Raw genomic sequence first — 15727 nt, 5'->3', positions numbered from 1 at the left:
CTCGCCCGCCGGTGATTCAGAAGGTTTCCCAGTTGCTGTCGGTGGCGGCGTTTGCGGTTGCCGGGCGCAACAGCTGAGGCGTTTTCACGCTGGCCGGACGTGGAGCTACCGCTTTTTCTTTGCCGTTCAGACGAAACGCGGCCACCGCCTGGCGCAGCTGTTCGGACTGATCTTCCAGCGCCGCTGCCGCCGTGGCGGACTCCTGCACCAGCGCGGCGTTTTGCTGCGTCACGCTGTCCATCTGCGAAACGGCCAGGCTCACCTGTTCAATGCCGCGGCTCTGCTCGTCAGAGGCAGAGGAAATCTCGCCCATGATATCGGTCACGCGGGTCACGGCGGCGACGATTTCCTTCATGGTGGTGCCTGCCTCGCTAACCTGCTCAGAACCGGTATTCACGCGGCTGACGGAGTTCTCGATAAGCCCTTTGATCTCTTTCGCCGCCTGCGCGCTGCGGCTCGCCAGGGTCCGGACCTCGCCTGCGACAACCGCAAAACCACGTCCCTGTTCCCCGGCGCGTGCCGCTTCCACCGCGGCGTTAAGCGCCAGAATGTTCGTCTGGAACGCGATGCTGTCAATCACGCTGGTAATATGCGCAATTTGCTGCGAACTGTCGGCGATCTCGTTCATGGTGCGAACCACGTTATCCACGACGTGACCGCCGCGCGCGGCCGTTTCAGAGGCGTTTTTCGCCAGCAGCGTGGCCTGACGGGCGTTATCGGAGTTCTGTTTAACCGTCGCGGTCAGCTCTTCCATGCTGGCGGCGGTCTCTTCGAGCGAGGCGGCCTGCTGCTCGGTGCGGGCGGAAAGATCGTTGCTTCCTGCGGCAATTTCGCCTGCGCCGGTGTAGATGGAATCGGTACTTCCGCGTACGGCGCTGACGGTGGTCACCAGCGACTGCTGCATCTCATGCAGGCCGGCGGCCAGCTGACCCATCTCATTGCGGCCCGAGATAGCGATCTCCTGCGTCAGGTCGCCCCCTGCAATGGCGCGAATATGGTCCATAATGGAGTGGAGTGGTTTTAACAGCAGGTGCTGTAAACCCTGCCAGATGACCACCAGAACCGCGATAACGGCCAGCAGAATTGCCGCCAGCGTCCACTGCATCTGCGTGAAGCTGCTCTGGTTCTCTTCGGTTGCGGCCTTCAGCAGGGTGTTGTTTTCGGCGCGCCAGCGGTTATAGACCGCTTCCATATCGTCCTGCGCCTGCTGCGCATCCAGATCGCCATAGGCCTGATAGTTGTCGGCGCGCAGATATTCAATCGATAAACGCATGACTTCGTGCATCTGGTTCCAGGATTTCTGCATCTCGTCGGTCAATGCCGCCTCCTGGCCCTTAACCTGCGGCAGTTTCTGCCACTCTTTGTTATAGGCCTCGGCTTTTGCCAGCGAGTCGCCTGCGGTGCCCAGCAGTTTATTGATCGCCGCCAGGGAAGCCGGGTCACGCTGGTTTTTCAGGTAGCGGATCGCCACGCGGGTGACGGTGACGCGCGTTTTCACCAGCGTGTTCACGCTGTCGCTCAGGCTTTCCTGCTGGGCATTGAGCACGCCGGAGTTCTGGAAGTTATGGCGATCGTTACTGACGGCAGAGTAGAACAACCCTCCCGTGACAACTTGCAGCAGGCAGAATATGGTGAGGGCAAAGATAATACCGGTAATCACGTGCAGATTTTTCAGCATAGCGGTCGTCCGTTAGAGAAGATGCAGGGTTACTTCATTACTATCGTCGTAGAGAATGTAAACTTTAATTAACTCGCGCTTAACTAAGGGGCCCTTTTGGGAACCTGTTGTAAATCCGGATCATTTTTATGAGGAAGGTCAACATGAGCAGCATTGATAAAAGCGGGACATACGCGCTCGGGACGCGGACGGTGAAACGGCTGGGCTACGGCGCGATGCAGCTGGCCGGGCCGGGCGTCTTTGGGCCGCCGAAGGATAAGCAGGCCGCGCTGGACGTGTTACGCGAGGCCGTGGCGGCGGGGGTGAACCACATTGATACCAGTGATTTTTATGGCCCTCATGTCACCAACCAGCTGATCCGCGAGGCGCTTCATCCTTACCGGGACGATCTGACGATCGTCACCAAGATTGGCGCCCGTCGCAACGATAAAGGCGCGTGGCTGCCGGCCTTTTCTGCGCAGGAGCTGACGCAGGCGGTGCATGACAACCTGCGTAATCTGCAGCTGGACGTGCTGGACGTGGTGAATCTGCGGATCATGTTTAGCGCGCACGGGCCAGCGGAAGGGTCGATTGCTGAACCGCTCTCCACCCTGGCAGAATTACAGCAGCAGGGGCTGGTGCGGCATATTGGTTTGAGCAACGTCACGGCCACCCAGGTCGCGGAAGCGCAGAAGATGGTGCAGGTGGTGTGCGTGCAGAACATGTACAACATTGTGAACCGGGGTGACGATGCGCTGGTGGATCTGCTTGCGCAGCAGGGGATTGCGTATGTGCCGTTTTTCCCACTGGGCGGCTTTACGCCGCTGCAATCTTCCGGGCTGAAGGCTGTCGCGGATTCACTGGGCGTCACGGCAATGCAGGTTGCGCTGGCATGGCTGCTGCAGCGTTCTCCGAATATCCTGCTGATCCCGGGCACCTCTTCCGTGGCGCATCTGCGGCAAAACCTCGCGGCGGGGGAACTGCAGCTGCCGCCTGACGCGCTGGAAACATTGAATACGCTGATGGACTGATCGTCACAGGCGCAAAGCCCGACATGTGCTTCCGGGCTTTGCGCGTTTTAAATCTTCTGACACTTCAACGCGTTTGGGTTCGCTTCCGGAAATGACCTTGATCCCTGACCATAATCCGTAATACTGTATTTATATACAGTATGTGGCGAGAAAGGCATCATGGACACTCTCTTTTCTTATCAACCAAAACAAATCATTGAACTACCTTTGTTTTTAGAACGTGTTGCCTGTGGGTTTCCCAGCCCGGCGCAGGATTATGTGGAGGATCGTCTCGATCTTAACCGGCTGGCAGTGAGGCACCCCAGTGCGACCTATTTTATCAAGGTGAGTGGAGACTCCATGATTGGCGCGGGGATTGGCGACGGCGATCTGCTGGTGGTTGACCGCTCGTTAAATGCCGAACATGGGGATATCGTCGTGGCGTCGGTCGCCGGTGAGTTTACGGTGAAAGAGCTACAGACGCGCCCGGTGCTGAGGCTGTTGCCACATAACGCCCGCTATCAGCCGATTACCTTTCAGTCCGAAGAGGAGCTACAGATCTTCGGCGTCGTCACCCACACGCTTAAAACGCATAAACATGTTCGCGCTGGTTGATGTGAACAGCTTCTATGCCTCCTGCGAGAAGGTATTCCGCCCCGATCTGGAGGGGAAGCCCATCGTGGTGGTGTCCAACAACGACGGCTGCATCATTTCACTCTCGCGGGAGGCAAAGCAGTTCGGCATAAAAATGGGTGAGCCCTATTTTAAATTCAAAGAGAAGCTTTTTCCGGCGAGGGTTTACGTCTTCAGTTCGAACTATGCGCTGTATGCCGACCTCAGCAGTCGGGTGATGCAGACGCTGACGGATCTGGCTCCGGCCATAGAAATTTACTCGATTGACGAGGCGTTCGTGAACGTTTCAGGGATCGGTAACTGCATGTCGCTGGACGCGTTCGGACACCAGATGCGCACGCAGGTCTTTAAAAACACGGGTTTAACCGTTGGCGTCGGCATTGCCCCGACAAAAACGCTGGCAAAGCTGGCCAACTATGCGGCGAAACGGTGGGCCAGTACCGGCGGCGTGGTCGATCTGTCGGGCCGCGAGCGGCAGCGTAAACTGCTGGCAAAGGTTCCGGTAGAGGAGGTATGGGGCGTAGGGCGGCGCATCACGAAAAAACTGAACGCGATGGGGATTACCACGGCGCTGGAGCTGGCGGAGGCCTCCTCGTGGGTCATTCGCAAACATTTTAACGTGGTGCTGGAGCGTACGGCGCGCGAGCTTCGCGGTGAGCCCTGTCTTGACCTTGAAGAGTACACCCCCACGAAGCAGCAAATCATCTGTAGCCGTTCGTTTGGTCATCGCATTACGCAATATGAAGAGATGCACCAGGCGATTTGCGCCTACGCGGAACGCGCCGCAGAGAAACTGCGCGGCGAGCATCAATACTGTCGTTTTATCAGCGTGTTTGTGCGCACCAGCCCGCATGCGGACAACGAAATTTATTACGGTAATCAGGCTTCGGTCACCCTGATGACGCCCACCAATGACTCGCGGGATATCATCCGTGCCGCCACGGAGGCGCTGGGGCGGATATGGCTCGACGGGTATCGCTACATGAAGGCCGGGGTCATGCTGGCGGACTTTTTCAGCAGCGGCGTCGCTCAGCTTAATCTGTTTGACGACAATCGCCTGCGCGCCAACAGCGCGGCGCTGATGGAGATGATCGACAGCGTCAATCACTCCGGCAAAGGGAAGATATGGTTCGCCGGGCAGGGGATTGAGAAACCGTGGGCGATGAAGCGAGAGATGTTGTCACCGGCCTATACGACGCGGTACGCGGATTTACCGGTGGCGAGGTAAAAGGCGGTTATTTTGTGGCGTTGTGGGTCGCGATCTCAGGCAGTAATTGCTCAATCACGCTGACGACCTTTCTGACGCGCTGCGGAATAAAGCGGGCATCAGGATAAACGGCATAGAGGAAGCGATCGGGTAACCGCCAGTCGGGCAGCACCGGTACCAGCGTGCCCGCCTGCAGAGCCCTGGCCACGAGCGGTCGCTGCATGCCGCCGATACCCATGCCGGATTCCAGCGCCTGCAGCAGCGCGTCGCTGGTGTTGGCACGGAAAACGGTATTCACGTTGACCTCGACCGTCTCCGCGTCAGACATCAGGCGCAGGGGAGCATCCAGCGGAATGCCGCTGAACCGCACGTGTGGGAGCGTCGCCAGTTCGCTGACCGCGTGTACCGCCTGAAAGCCGGGAGCGGCAAACAGTGCAGCTTCAATACGCCCCAGCACGCGAGCCGCGTGCGCCTGCGGAGGCTCGCTGCTCAGCCGTATCGCGACATCCACGCCCTCCGCCACCAGATCGGCAAGGCGGTCATCCAGGGAAAGCATCAGCTGCAGTTCGGGATGCAGGCGCTGTAGCGCCAGCAGATGCGGCAAAATGATCTGCCCCAGGCCGCTCGGCAACTGGACATGGACGCGTCCCTGAACGCTATGATCGACAGGATGTAAACGCCTCTCCGCTTCCCCCATGGCGTCCAGCACGAGCTGCATATCACGCCGGTAGCGTTCCCCTTGTTCGGTCAGCTTCATCGTACGCGTCGTACGGTGCAGCAGTACCACGCCAAGCTCTTCCTCAAGCGCCGCGATCTGTTGACTGACGGCGGACTGCTTAATACCGGTCTGACGGGCAGCCGCTGAAAACGAGCCCGCTTCAGCGACGCGCAGAAAGGTAGAAATGGCATTGAGCTTATTATTCATTTAATGATTTTGCTTATAAGTGCCATCGGTTTCATGGGATATCTCCAGAAAAAATAATATATCACACTGCGTCTGTCACCCTTTCCGGAGAAATACCATGAATAATAGGCAGCAACACAACGTCGCTCTGGTCGCGGGCGCCAGCGGCATTGTCGGCAGACAGATGGTCAACACGCTCCTGCACCATCAGTGGCAGGTGATCGGCCTTAGCCGCCATGCCGGGTCGCATCCTGACGGCATTCCGATGGTCAAGATCGATTTACTGGATGAAAAGGACAGCGCCCGGGCGCTGCGCTCCCTGGACGGTGCCACCCATCTCTTTTACAGCGCCTGGGCGAACGCGGCGAACTGGGAAGACATGGTTGAGCCGAACGTCACCATGCTGCGTAATCTGGTCAGCATCCTCGAAAAAACGGCACCTTTGCAGACGGTAAGCCTGATGCAGGGGTACAAGGTCTACGGCGCGCATCTGGGGCCGTTTAAAACCCCGGCGCGCGAAAGCGATCCCGTCGTACCGGGTGCCGAATTTAACGCCGCGCAGCTTGCGTGGCTCAGCCAGTTTCAGCGGGGAAAGCGCTGGCACTGGAATGCCATCAGGCCGGGCGTGGTAGGGAGTGCGGTACCGGGCAATGCCATGAACCTTGCGCTGAGCATTGCCCTGTACGCCTCCCTGTGCAAGGCGCTGGGTTTACCGTTGCGTTTTCCCGGTTCGGAACAGACCTGGCACAGTATCGTTGACCATACCGACGCCGGGCTGCTGGCCGAGGCAACGCTGTGGGCCGCCGCGTCACCTGCGGCACAGAATCAGGCGTTCAACGTGAATAATGGCGATATCTGGCGCTGGAGCGAGCTCTGGCCGCGCATCGCACGCTGGTTTGACCTGGACTCTGCACCGCCGGTGAGGCTGTCATTTCATCAGCTGTTTACGGACTATCGCGGCGTATGGCGCGAGCTTGCCGGAGAGCGGCTGGTGGAAGCGGATATTCTGCAGCTGAGCGACGGGCGGTTTGCCGATTTTGTCTTTAGCTGGAATTACGACATGTTTGGTGACGGGAGCAAGCTGCGCAGGGCGGGCTTTACGCAAATGCAGGCGACGGATGAGATGTTTTTCCACCTGTTTGCGCAGTTGAGAGCCGCGCGGATTATTCCCTGACCGTAAGGGTTGTTGTCATCAACGATCGGCGCGTTATACTCACGCGTTAAAATGAATGTATTGTGGGGCAGGGATATGCACGAAAGTCTAAAAATGATATCAGTCGCTCTGCCCCTCATTGCGCTTCTCATTCTGTTAAGCTTTTTGGTCAGACGCATTCGCCAGGCAAAACGTATCATTTCAGACCGTAACGGGATGAAAAAGATCTCTGCCAGTCCCTCAATATTTGGCGGGAATGGAGGTAAAACCTGGTTTTATGATGACCAGTTTTTATATGAAGTTAAAAACAACGCCACCCGTAAAATTGCGCTGGCTAACATCATTAAAATCGGGCCGGGGAATACCGAGATAAACAGCAGACGGGTCTGGATTGTTATTTACCGTGATGGTGTTAATGAAAAGCAGGTGCAGTTTTATAACAATCTTACCCTCTGGAATCATAACTTCACGGCTTTTCTGGTAGCGGTAAAACGTGCCAATCCTGACGCTGTCATTAAAGAACGCGCAATCCTCAATGTGTGAAAAAGAACCGCAGACGGTTTGCGGACGCTGCTCCTGTGCAGCGCCCATAGCATCAGGGTTAAGGGCTTACTCAACCGTTAACGCATCGACAACCTCGGCCACGCTTTTCACGCTGCGGATATTCCCAATCCCCGTGCCGAGCGCGATATAGCCTTCATCGGTGTTACCTTCCAGCATGCCCAGGCGCAGGCCCCGTAATCCGCCCATCGCCTTGCCCAGCGCTTCGTTGCTTGCGCCAGCTTTATCCATCGCCGCCAGTTTTTCCGCCAGCTTGCCGGGGAGAGAACGATAGTAGTGGGGGACAGTGCGGAAAAGCAGCAGGTCCAGGCCGTTGGCGGCAACAATTTTCTCTTTGACCCCCTGCGGCACGCGGCTTTCTTCGGTACTGATAAACACCGAGCCGGCAAACACGCCTTCCGCCCCTAACGCATGCGCCGCTCTGGCGGTGCGATTATCGGTTATACCGCCCGCCGCCATCACCGGGACGTGCTTCACGGCATCGGCAATCAGCGGCACGATGGAAAAGGTACCCAGCGCCGTCGCGGGTAACGTCCCACCCTCATCAAAACCGGTGGCGACGATGATGTCTGCCCCCATTTCTTCAGCCAGAAGGGTATTTTCCGGCGTGGGATTGATGTCGCGGTAGATAATGGCAATGCCCGCCTCTTTTAACTCATTGAACAGCGCGGGAATAATGCTGCCTTCCCCATAGCCCGTATACACCACGGCCCTGACGCCTTCCTCTTTTACCACCTTAAGAATTGGCCCGGTCCAGACGTCATTAACGGCGGTGGGGATCAGGTTCACGCCGAAGGGTTTTTCGGTCAGCCGTTTGGTTTTCCGAATTTCTTCCCGCATTTTTTCGGCGGTTGCTTCCGGCGTGGAGACCGCGGTATCGGCGGTTAAACCGGCGTTGGGGCCCAGCACGCCGAGTCCTCCGGCATTGCTGACCGCGGCCACTAAACGGGCATCAGTAAGCCAGGATAACGGTCCCTGAATAACGGGCTTTTCGATACCCAGGATCTGACAGATACGGTTATTTTTCATAGCAGACTCTCCCTTACGTTTGAATGAGGGAGAGTGTAGAGAGGAAGATTGTTAGGAAAAATAGCCAGAAAAATTCATCACTGTTATAAAATTAATAACAATCATTTTATTCTGCGCGCGGCAAAAAATACCCCTTATGCAAATAAACCTCTTTGAATCTATCCGGATTTTTATTGAAATTGTCGACTCGGGGAGCCTTACCCAGGCGGCGGAAAATCTGCAGGTCCATCGCCCGGCAGTGACCAAAGCGCTGCAGCTTCTGGAACAACACAGCGGCACGCGGCTCCTGCAGCGCACCACGCGTCGGATTAGCCTGACGCCGGATGGGGAAGCCTTTTATCGCCGCAGTAAACCCCTGCTGGCGCAGGCGGACGAATTACTGGAGTCGTTTGGCGCCGATCGACCGATACACGGCCAGCTGCGTGTGGATATGCCCATCTCTTTTGCGGCGCTGCGGGTGATACCCAACCTGCCTGATTTTTATCGTCAGCATCCTGATATCGACATCATCCTGAGCAGTTCTGACCGCCGTCGGGATATGCTGCGGGACGGTCTGGACTGCGTGCTGCGGGTGGGCGAGCTGGACGACGGCGACTATATCGCGCGTAAAATCGGGAACATTAAAATCACGACCTGCGCCAGCCCGGCCTGGCTGGCTGAACACGGTACGCCAGAAACGCTGGAGGATTTACGCAAGCATCAGGCGATTAACTGGATTAACAACAGCAGCAGGCACGTTCAGCCGTGGACGTTTACCACGCCAGAGGGCGTTGCGGAGATCGCGCTACCCGGTAAGCTCGTGGTGGATAACTCCGAGGCCTACATCGCGGCAGGCCTGGCCGGGCTGGGGGTAATGCAGGGAATGAATCTCTTTCTCCAGCCTTACATTGACCGCGACCTGCTGGTTGAGGTCCTGCCTGAATATCGTTCGCCGGACCGCAAACTGTCACTGCTCTACCCACACCGTCATCTCTCCCGCAAAGTGCGGGTATTTACCGAGTGGCTGGAGAGTCTGGTGTGAAAGCGGCCAGCTCATGGCATAGCGCACCAATCTGCTCCACGGCAGTGAGCAGGCGGGGCGTCGGTTCGTTTGCACAGTTTAGCCGCAGAAAGTGCGTGAGTTCTGCGCCAGGGGAAAACAGGGGGCCGGGGCTGACGCCAATACCCCGCGCCAGCGCGCGGCGATGCACCTCCAGCGCGTTGACCTGCGGAGGAAGTTCTACCCACAGCAGAAAGCCAGCTTCGGGGACGTTTACGCGGGTACCGGGGGGGAAACTGGCCTTGACCCGCACCACGACGGCGGCGATTCCCTCTGCGATCCGCCGCTTTAGCCGCCGCAGGTGACGGTCGTAGTCGCCGTTTGCCAGCATCTCGCTCGTCGCGGCTTCCAGCAGCGGCGCGCCGGCCCAGTCTCCGGCCATGCGGGCCTGCAAGACCTGCGGGTAATAGCGTCCGGCGGCAATCCAGCCGATTCGCCACCCCGGTGCAAGCGTTTTAGACAGGGAGCTGCAGTAAATCACATTCCCGTTCTGGTCGAAGGCTTTGCAGGCCGGAGGACGTTGCCCGTCACCGACCAGGTCACCGTAAACGTCGTCTTCAATCAGAGGAATACCGGCTTCTTCAAGCAGAGCAACCAGTTCCTGCTTGCGCGCGACGGGCATGCTGGCACCCAATGGGTTTTGCACGGTGGGCGAGGCCAGGACGGCCGCGGGACGGTGGCAGCGGATGGCGTCAGCCAGCGGTTCCAGTAACAGACCTTCAGCAGGATCGGTGGGGATTTCTAAGGCCTTCAGGCCTAAATCCTCCAGCAGCAGGAGCGTGCCGAAGTAGGCGGGCTGCTCCACCGCCACCACATCACCTGGCTGACACACGGCCCGCAGGGCCAGGCGCAGCGCCTGCGTCGCGCCCGCGGTAATAATCAGATCGTCCGCGCCGAAACGAGCTCCCCACTGCGCAGCACGCGCCGCAATCTTGCTTCGTAAATCACGCCTTCCCGGCGGCAGGCTGTAGCTCTGCCCATGCGCGTCCAGACGACGACCCGCGGAGTGTAACGCCCGCTGTAGCGCCTCCCCGGGCAGCCACGCGGGATCGGGCAGGGCGGCGCCCAGCGGGATCAGCCGGGCTTCTGCACTGCTGAACAGCGACCGGGCCACGGCGGACATAGTCACGGGCACCGGGCCCGGCGTGGAACGCGCGGGCTCCGCGCGCGGAGGGAGGCTGATCTGGTGGATGTAATAACCTGAACGCGGTCGCGCAACGATCAGCCCTTCAGCCTCAAGGCAGCGAAGGGCCTCCAGCGCCGTCGGAAGGCTCACGTGCTCGCGTTCGGCCAGTTTACGCGCGGAGATCATCCGGTCACCGACTCGCAATGCGCCTGAAGAGAGCGTGAGGCGCAGACGCTCAGCAATCCGGCGATAGTGTGGGGAGGGGGCAGACATGGGTATCTGTTCAGGCTAATTTTCGATAAAACTGACTATACAGCCAATGATGTGCGCCATCTATAGTGTCCGGCATGTTCAGGACAAGGAGGCATTATGCACAGCGATAATTTCGACATTTCCTCGTATTTCAAACGCATAAACTACACCGGGCCGGCGGCGGCCGATACGACCACCCTGCATGCGCTGATGCGTCATCAGCTCTTTTCCGTTCCCTTTGAAAATCTGGACGTGCAGGCGGGGAAAATTGTCTCGCTGGCACCAGACGACATTGCCGAGAAGGTGTTAAAGAAAGGGCGCGGTGGCTACTGCTATGAGGTGAACGGGCTTTTTGCCATGGCGCTGAAAGCACTCGGCATTCCTTACCGTTTCGTGGCGGCGCGCCCGATGTTCTACCCCGCGCGGCGGCCGAAAACCCATATGGCGCTCATCGCCGAGGTGGAGAGCCGCCAGTGGCTTTGCGATCTCGGGTTCGGCAGCTACGGCATCCGCGCGCCAATGGCGCTGGACACGCTTGACGTGGAAATCACCCAGGATTTCGACACGTTTCGCCTGAGCCGCAGCGCGGAGGGCGAGTATTTGCTTGAGGCGAAGGTGGAAGGCGAATGGGCCCGACAATACGGCTTCGATCTCACGCCCCAGGAGTGGATTGATTTCGTTCCGGCCAACTACCTGAACTCCACGCATCCTGATGCTATTTTTGTGCAGAAGCGGGTGGTGGTGCAGCACAGCCCGGAAGGACGCCAGATTTTGCTGGGCGATATGCTGAAAACCATCACGGCGAACGGCACTGAAACGCGGCAGCTGGCGGAGGAGGACATCCGCCATGTCCTGAAAGACCGTTTTGCGCTGACCGCCGCGTAATCGGAGAAAGATGGGGACTCAGCCCGGCCCGTCGGCTGCGGCTTTGCGCTGAGCCCCCCACTGTAACAGCAGGCTAAACGACGCGGGTAACACGGTCAGCGTCACCAGCGTCGCAGCCAGCAGCCCACCGATGATGGCATAGGCCATTGGGCCCCAGAAAACCTGGTGAGAGATGGGGATCATGCCCAAAATGGCGGCGCAGGCGGTCAGACAGATGGGTCTGGCCCGGTGCTCCGCGGCCGCCATAATCGCGGCATCATTTGCCATCCCCTGAGCAAGATTGCTGTCAACCTCGCTAATCAATATTACCGCGTTACGCACGATCATCCCTGCCAGGGCGATGACGCCCAGCAGCGCGACAAACCCCATCGGCGTGCCGCCAGGCAGCATAGCCAGCACGATCCCCGGTAAACCAAACGGGGCCATCAGGAGCGCCAGCAGCATACGGGAATACCGCCGCAGCTGAAGCATCAGCAGCAACAGCATGATGACCAGCGTGACCGGAAGAACGGTAAAGACGGAGCTGTTCCCCTTATCCGATTCGGCAACCGCGCCGCCTTCTTCAATGCTGTAACCTGCGGGCAGGCTCGCGCGCAGTTTATCCACCGCCGGACGCAGCGCGGCGGATACCGCTTCAGCCCTCAGCCCCGGGGCGAGGTCGGTTTGTACCGTGATAAAGGGCACGCGCTGGCGGCGCCAGATGACCGGATCGTCCACGCCCCAGACCGGCGTTGCGACGGCGCTGAGCGGAATTTTTTTACCGTCATTCCCCTGAATCGTGAGTGAGGAGAGGGTGGCGGTGCTCTGGCGCGCGCTGTCCTCGGCCCTGAGCACCACGTCGACAAGGCGGTCATTATCTCTGATGGACGTGACAACGCTGCCGGACCAGACGGTATTCAGCGTGCGGGCGAGGCTTTCTGACGATATTCCCGCCGCTCTGGCCGCCGTCTGATTCACCTTAAGGGTGATGACCCTCTCCGGCTCTCCGGCCGTCTGGTTAACGTCGCGTGAGAACGGGGAGCGGCCAATCGCGTCCGTGAGACGGTTCGCAAGCGCCCGGACCTGCAGATAATCCGGCCCGCTCACCCGGTATTTGATGGGCCAGCCGACGGGAGGCCCCAGCTCAAGGGGCGACACGCGGGTGATGATGTCGCTAAATTGCGTCGCCAGGATCGTGTTGAGCTGTGCGTGCAGACGATCCCGCGCCGCAAGATCCTTCGCGACCACAACCATCTGGGCGATATTTTCATTTTCCAGCAGCACGTCCATCGGCAGGTAAAAACGGACGGCGCCTGAGCCAACGTACGTCGAAAAGCGATCGATATTGCTGTTGTCGGCCAGCGCTTTTTCCAGCTTTTCCACCTCTCTGAGCGTTTCCGGCTGCGACGCGTTGGCCGGAAGCGTCAGGCTGACCAGCAACTCGGGCCGGTCCGAGGCGGGGAAAAACTCGCCCTGCATAAACGTCGTGCCGTACGCTGACAGCCCCAGCGCGGCAAGCGCAATCAGTACGGTAGCGAGCCGGTGGCGGAGCGCCAGGCGTAAAAGCCGTCCATACCCGCGCGCGATCCGTCCCGGTCCTGCCGCGTGATGTCTGACTTTTTCCGGCAGCAGCCACGTGCCCGTTAGCGGCGAAAACAGGATCGCGACGGCCCAGGAGCAGAGCAGGGCGATGAGCACCACCGCAAACAGGGAGAAGCAGTATTCACCGGCGCTGGAGGCCGCAAAACCAACGGGAATAAAACCGGCAATCATGACCAGAGTACCGGTGAGCATCGGGAAGGCCGTCGTTTTGAATGCATAGGTGGCCGCGAGTCGGCGGGAATCCCCCGCTTCCAGTCGGGAGACCATCGTTTCGACGGCGATCATGGCGTCATCCACCAGCAGGCCCAGGGCAATGATCAGCGCCCCGAGCGAGATACGCTGAAGGCCAATACCGGCGAGCATCATGCCGACAAACGTCATGGCAAGCACCAGCGGAATGGCCGTCGCCACCACCAGTCCGGCCCGCAAACCCAGCGAGACAAATGAAACCGCCAGCACGATAACAACGGCTTCGATAAGTACCCGGATAAACCCGCTTACCGCTTCACTCACCACCGCTGACTGATCGGCGACTTTCACCATCTCAATACCGTGCGGCAGCCCGGCGCTGAGGGCCGCCATTTTTGCGTTCAGCGCAGCACCGAAACGCAGCATGTTGCCTGTCGGCGCCATCGACACCGCCAGCCCGATAGCCGGTTTGCCGTTCACCCGGTAGGCTGGGGCCGGTGGCTCGGCGATTTCCCGGGTGACGGTGGCAATGTCGGTCAGCGGAATATAGCGATTGTTAACGTGCAGCGTGACGGCGCGCAAACTCTCTTCAGTGGTGAGCGCCCCGCTGACCTTTATCGCCATGTTCTCCTGCCCGGTACGCATCGTTCCTGCCGGGACAACGGCGTTTTGCGCCCGGAGGGCGTCGGCAACGTCCTGAATATCCAGCCCCATACCGGCCAGGTGCGCCGGAGAAAAGGCGAGAACCCACTGCTCCTGCTGTTCGCCCAGCAGGGTGGTTTTGCCCATATCCGGCAGGGACATGAGCTCGCGCCGTATTGTCTCTGCGCTATCCCGCACCTCCCGCAGCGTGAAGCCTTCGGGAATAAAGGCGTAAATTGTGCCGAACGTGTCGTCAAACTCGTCATCCACGGCAGGACCCTGCACCCCTTCGGGCAGGGACGGCGCGATGTCCTGCATTTTTTTGCGAACCTGATACCAGATATCGGGCACGCTTTGCGGGGGCGTATCGTCACGGAGGTTGACGTGGATAACGGTGCGTCCGGCACGGGTTTCACTTTCGAGATAGTCCAGCCAGGGCGTTTCCTGCAGCTTTTTTTCAAGCGTATCGGTCAGCAGGCGGGTGGTATCCGTCACGGAGGCTCCCGGCCACTGTGCGGAGACGACGGCCGTTTTAATGGTGAATGCCGGATCTTCGTTACGCGGCAGCTTCTCATAGCAGAACACGCCCATCGCAATCACCAGCAGCATGAAAAAGCTGACCATCTGCTGGTTCTTCAGCGCCCAGGCGGAGAGGTTAAATTGGGCTTCCGATCCTGTGTTCATGGCTGAACCTCTCCGGCCATCACCGGCTCGCCGGGTCGTAATGTGCTCACGCCCGCCGTAATCACCCTGTCGCCGGGCTCAAGGCCGGAGGCAATCATGACGGAGGTGGCCGTATAGCCGACGGGCACCACCACGCGCAGCTGCGCCCGCGACTGCGGGGTAATCACAAAAACCGCCGGTTTGTCGCTGGCTCGGGTCAGCGCCGACGCGGGAAGCGCGTACCCGTGCGGGGCGGCGGAGGGCAACGTCACGGTGACGCTGGCGCCCAGCGCCATGGCCTCCGGCGGGTTTTGCAGGGTGGCTCTGACGCGCCACGTGCGGGTCTGAGGATCGGCCTGCGGGGTGATATCCCGCAGCAGGGCAGACGCCTGCACCGACGGGTCGCCGAGCAGGGAAACCTGCAAAACCGCCTTATCCAGAGGCGGGATCGCATCGGGCGCGGCAATATCAAACGCCACGTCGCGGGCTTCCCCGGTCGCCAGCGTCAGCACGGACTGGCCGTCGCTGACAACCTGTCCCGCAGAGGCGCTCACGGCCGTGATGACGCCCGCTTGCGGCGCGATCAGGCGCGTCCAGCCGAGGCTTTCGCGGGCATTTCGCCATGCGGCCTCGCTGCTTTTTAAGCGCGCGCGGGCGACAAGCCAGTCAGCCCGGGCGCTGTCGAGCTGCGTGCGGGCTATCGCGCCCGTTGGCATAAGCTTTTGCATGCGACTGACGTTAAGCGCGGCGACCTGGGCTGAGGCTTTGGCGCCTTCATAGTCGGCCGCGGCGCTGTCGAGCTGGTTTTGCCCGGTCGTATTATCAAGCGTGGCCAGCAGCTGTCCGGCAGTGACCCGGTCGCCAATATCAACGCTACGCGTCAGTATCCGGCCTCCGGTGCGAAAGCTCAGGGTCGTTTCATCGTGGGCATGGATCTCACCGGTTCTTTCCAGCGCGGGAAGGGATTGGGCGGAGCCAACGACGACGTAGCGTACCTTACGCACTGGATCAGGTTTGTTTTCATGTTTATCACCGCAGCCGGTCAGCGGAAAAATCGCCAGCGCAAGCAGGGCCAGGGGAAGAAAATGCAGCCAGGAAAGGGTGCGCGCCACGCCGTACAAATGATGCAGGCAGTGGCGGAGGGAGAGAAAAAATTCGTCTGACATAACGCCGCTCCATAAAGGGAATGGCGTTAT

13 protein-coding genes are annotated in these 15727 nt (G+C 59.5%); 7 read left to right on the top strand and 6 right to left on the bottom strand.

Going from position 1 to position 15727, the window contains the following annotated elements:
* Positions 1-16: 16 nt before the first annotated feature.
* Positions 17-1678, bottom strand: a complete 1662-nt coding sequence (gene tcp / locus ACOTXT_RS07450; protein ID WP_025911512.1) for a methyl-accepting chemotaxis citrate transducer — start codon at positions 1676-1678, stop codon at positions 17-19.
* Between the two features lie 143 nt (positions 1679-1821).
* On the opposite strand from tcp, the gene ACOTXT_RS07445 reads away from it, so the two are divergent.
* The 3 genes from ACOTXT_RS07445 to umuC all read left to right on the top strand — a co-directional run bounded on the left by ACOTXT_RS07445 (position 1822) and on the right by umuC (position 4528).
* Entirely contained in the window at positions 1822-2688 is an 867-nt protein-coding gene (locus ACOTXT_RS07445) for an aldo/keto reductase family oxidoreductase (protein WP_021241164.1), read from the top strand.
* Positions 2689-2847: 159 nt separating this feature from the next.
* Complete coding sequence (gene umuD / locus ACOTXT_RS07440) at positions 2848-3282, top strand: translesion error-prone DNA polymerase V autoproteolytic subunit (RefSeq protein WP_008500532.1); 435 nt, start codon at positions 2848-2850, stop codon at positions 3280-3282.
* A complete protein-coding gene (umuC, locus tag ACOTXT_RS07435; protein ID WP_008500531.1) occupies positions 3266-4528 on the top strand; it encodes a translesion error-prone DNA polymerase V subunit UmuC in 1263 nt (420 codons plus the stop codon). The genes umuD and umuC overlap by 17 nt, the downstream gene beginning before the upstream one ends.
* Positions 4529-4535: 7 nt before the next feature.
* On the opposite strand, the gene ACOTXT_RS07430 is transcribed toward umuC, so the two are convergent.
* A complete protein-coding gene (locus ACOTXT_RS07430; protein WP_045408257.1) occupies positions 4536-5432 on the bottom strand; it encodes a LysR family transcriptional regulator in 897 nt (298 codons plus the stop codon).
* A 97-nt stretch (positions 5433-5529) separates the two neighbouring features.
* On the opposite strand from ACOTXT_RS07430, the gene ACOTXT_RS07425 reads away from it, so the two are divergent.
* Together ACOTXT_RS07425 and ACOTXT_RS07420 are read left to right on the top strand one after the other, a co-directional pair.
* Complete coding sequence (locus ACOTXT_RS07425) at positions 5530-6585, top strand: SDR family oxidoreductase (RefSeq protein WP_021241166.1); 1056 nt, start codon at positions 5530-5532, stop codon at positions 6583-6585.
* A gap of 75 nt (positions 6586-6660) precedes the next feature.
* On the top strand, positions 6661-7107 hold the full coding sequence (locus tag ACOTXT_RS07420; protein ID WP_046091845.1) for a hypothetical protein: 447 nt from the start codon (positions 6661-6663) through the stop codon (positions 7105-7107).
* Positions 7108-7173: 66 nt separating this feature from the next.
* Here ACOTXT_RS07420 and ACOTXT_RS07415 read toward each other — a convergent pair whose 3' ends face one another.
* A complete protein-coding gene (locus tag ACOTXT_RS07415) occupies positions 7174-8154 on the bottom strand; it encodes an NAD(P)H-dependent flavin oxidoreductase (RefSeq protein WP_046091844.1) in 981 nt (326 codons plus the stop codon).
* A 136-nt stretch (positions 8155-8290) separates the two neighbouring features.
* Between ACOTXT_RS07415 and ACOTXT_RS07410 the strand changes: the two genes are divergently transcribed.
* On the top strand, positions 8291-9175 hold the full coding sequence (locus tag ACOTXT_RS07410) for a LysR family transcriptional regulator (protein ID WP_333163824.1): 885 nt from the start codon (positions 8291-8293) through the stop codon (positions 9173-9175).
* Here the strand turns inward: ACOTXT_RS07410 and ACOTXT_RS07405 are convergent.
* Complete coding sequence (locus tag ACOTXT_RS07405) at positions 9147-10592, bottom strand: PLP-dependent aminotransferase family protein (RefSeq protein ID WP_333163827.1); 1446 nt, start codon at positions 10590-10592, stop codon at positions 9147-9149. The two genes, ACOTXT_RS07410 and ACOTXT_RS07405, sit on opposite strands and share 29 nt — an antisense overlap.
* Positions 10593-10688: 96 nt before the next feature.
* Here ACOTXT_RS07405 and ACOTXT_RS07400 point away from each other — a divergent pair, with 96 nt between their 5' ends.
* Positions 10689-11456, top strand: coding sequence for an arylamine N-acetyltransferase family protein (locus tag ACOTXT_RS07400; protein ID WP_333163830.1), 768 nt, complete (start codon positions 10689-10691; stop codon positions 11454-11456).
* 18 nt (positions 11457-11474) lie between these two features.
* Here the strand turns inward: ACOTXT_RS07400 and ACOTXT_RS07395 are convergent, their stop codons facing one another.
* Together ACOTXT_RS07395 and ACOTXT_RS07390 are read right to left on the bottom strand one after the other, a co-directional pair.
* Positions 11475-14552, bottom strand: a complete 3078-nt coding sequence (locus ACOTXT_RS07395; protein WP_333163833.1) for an efflux RND transporter permease subunit — start codon at positions 14550-14552, stop codon at positions 11475-11477.
* On the bottom strand, positions 14549-15697 hold the full coding sequence (locus ACOTXT_RS07390; protein ID WP_095428956.1) for an efflux RND transporter periplasmic adaptor subunit: 1149 nt from the start codon (positions 15695-15697) through the stop codon (positions 14549-14551). Before ACOTXT_RS07390 ends, ACOTXT_RS07395 begins: the two co-directional genes overlap by 4 nt.
* Between the last annotated feature and the right edge of the window lie 30 nt (positions 15698-15727).

This window comes from Enterobacter cloacae complex sp. IR5422 (assembly GCF_049238165.1).
In the GTDB taxonomy this organism is placed as follows: Bacteria; Pseudomonadota; Gammaproteobacteria; order Enterobacterales; family Enterobacteriaceae; genus Enterobacter; species Enterobacter roggenkampii.
Note: the sequence above shows the minus strand (reverse complement) of the source record. Positions and strands in the feature narration are given on the sequence as shown.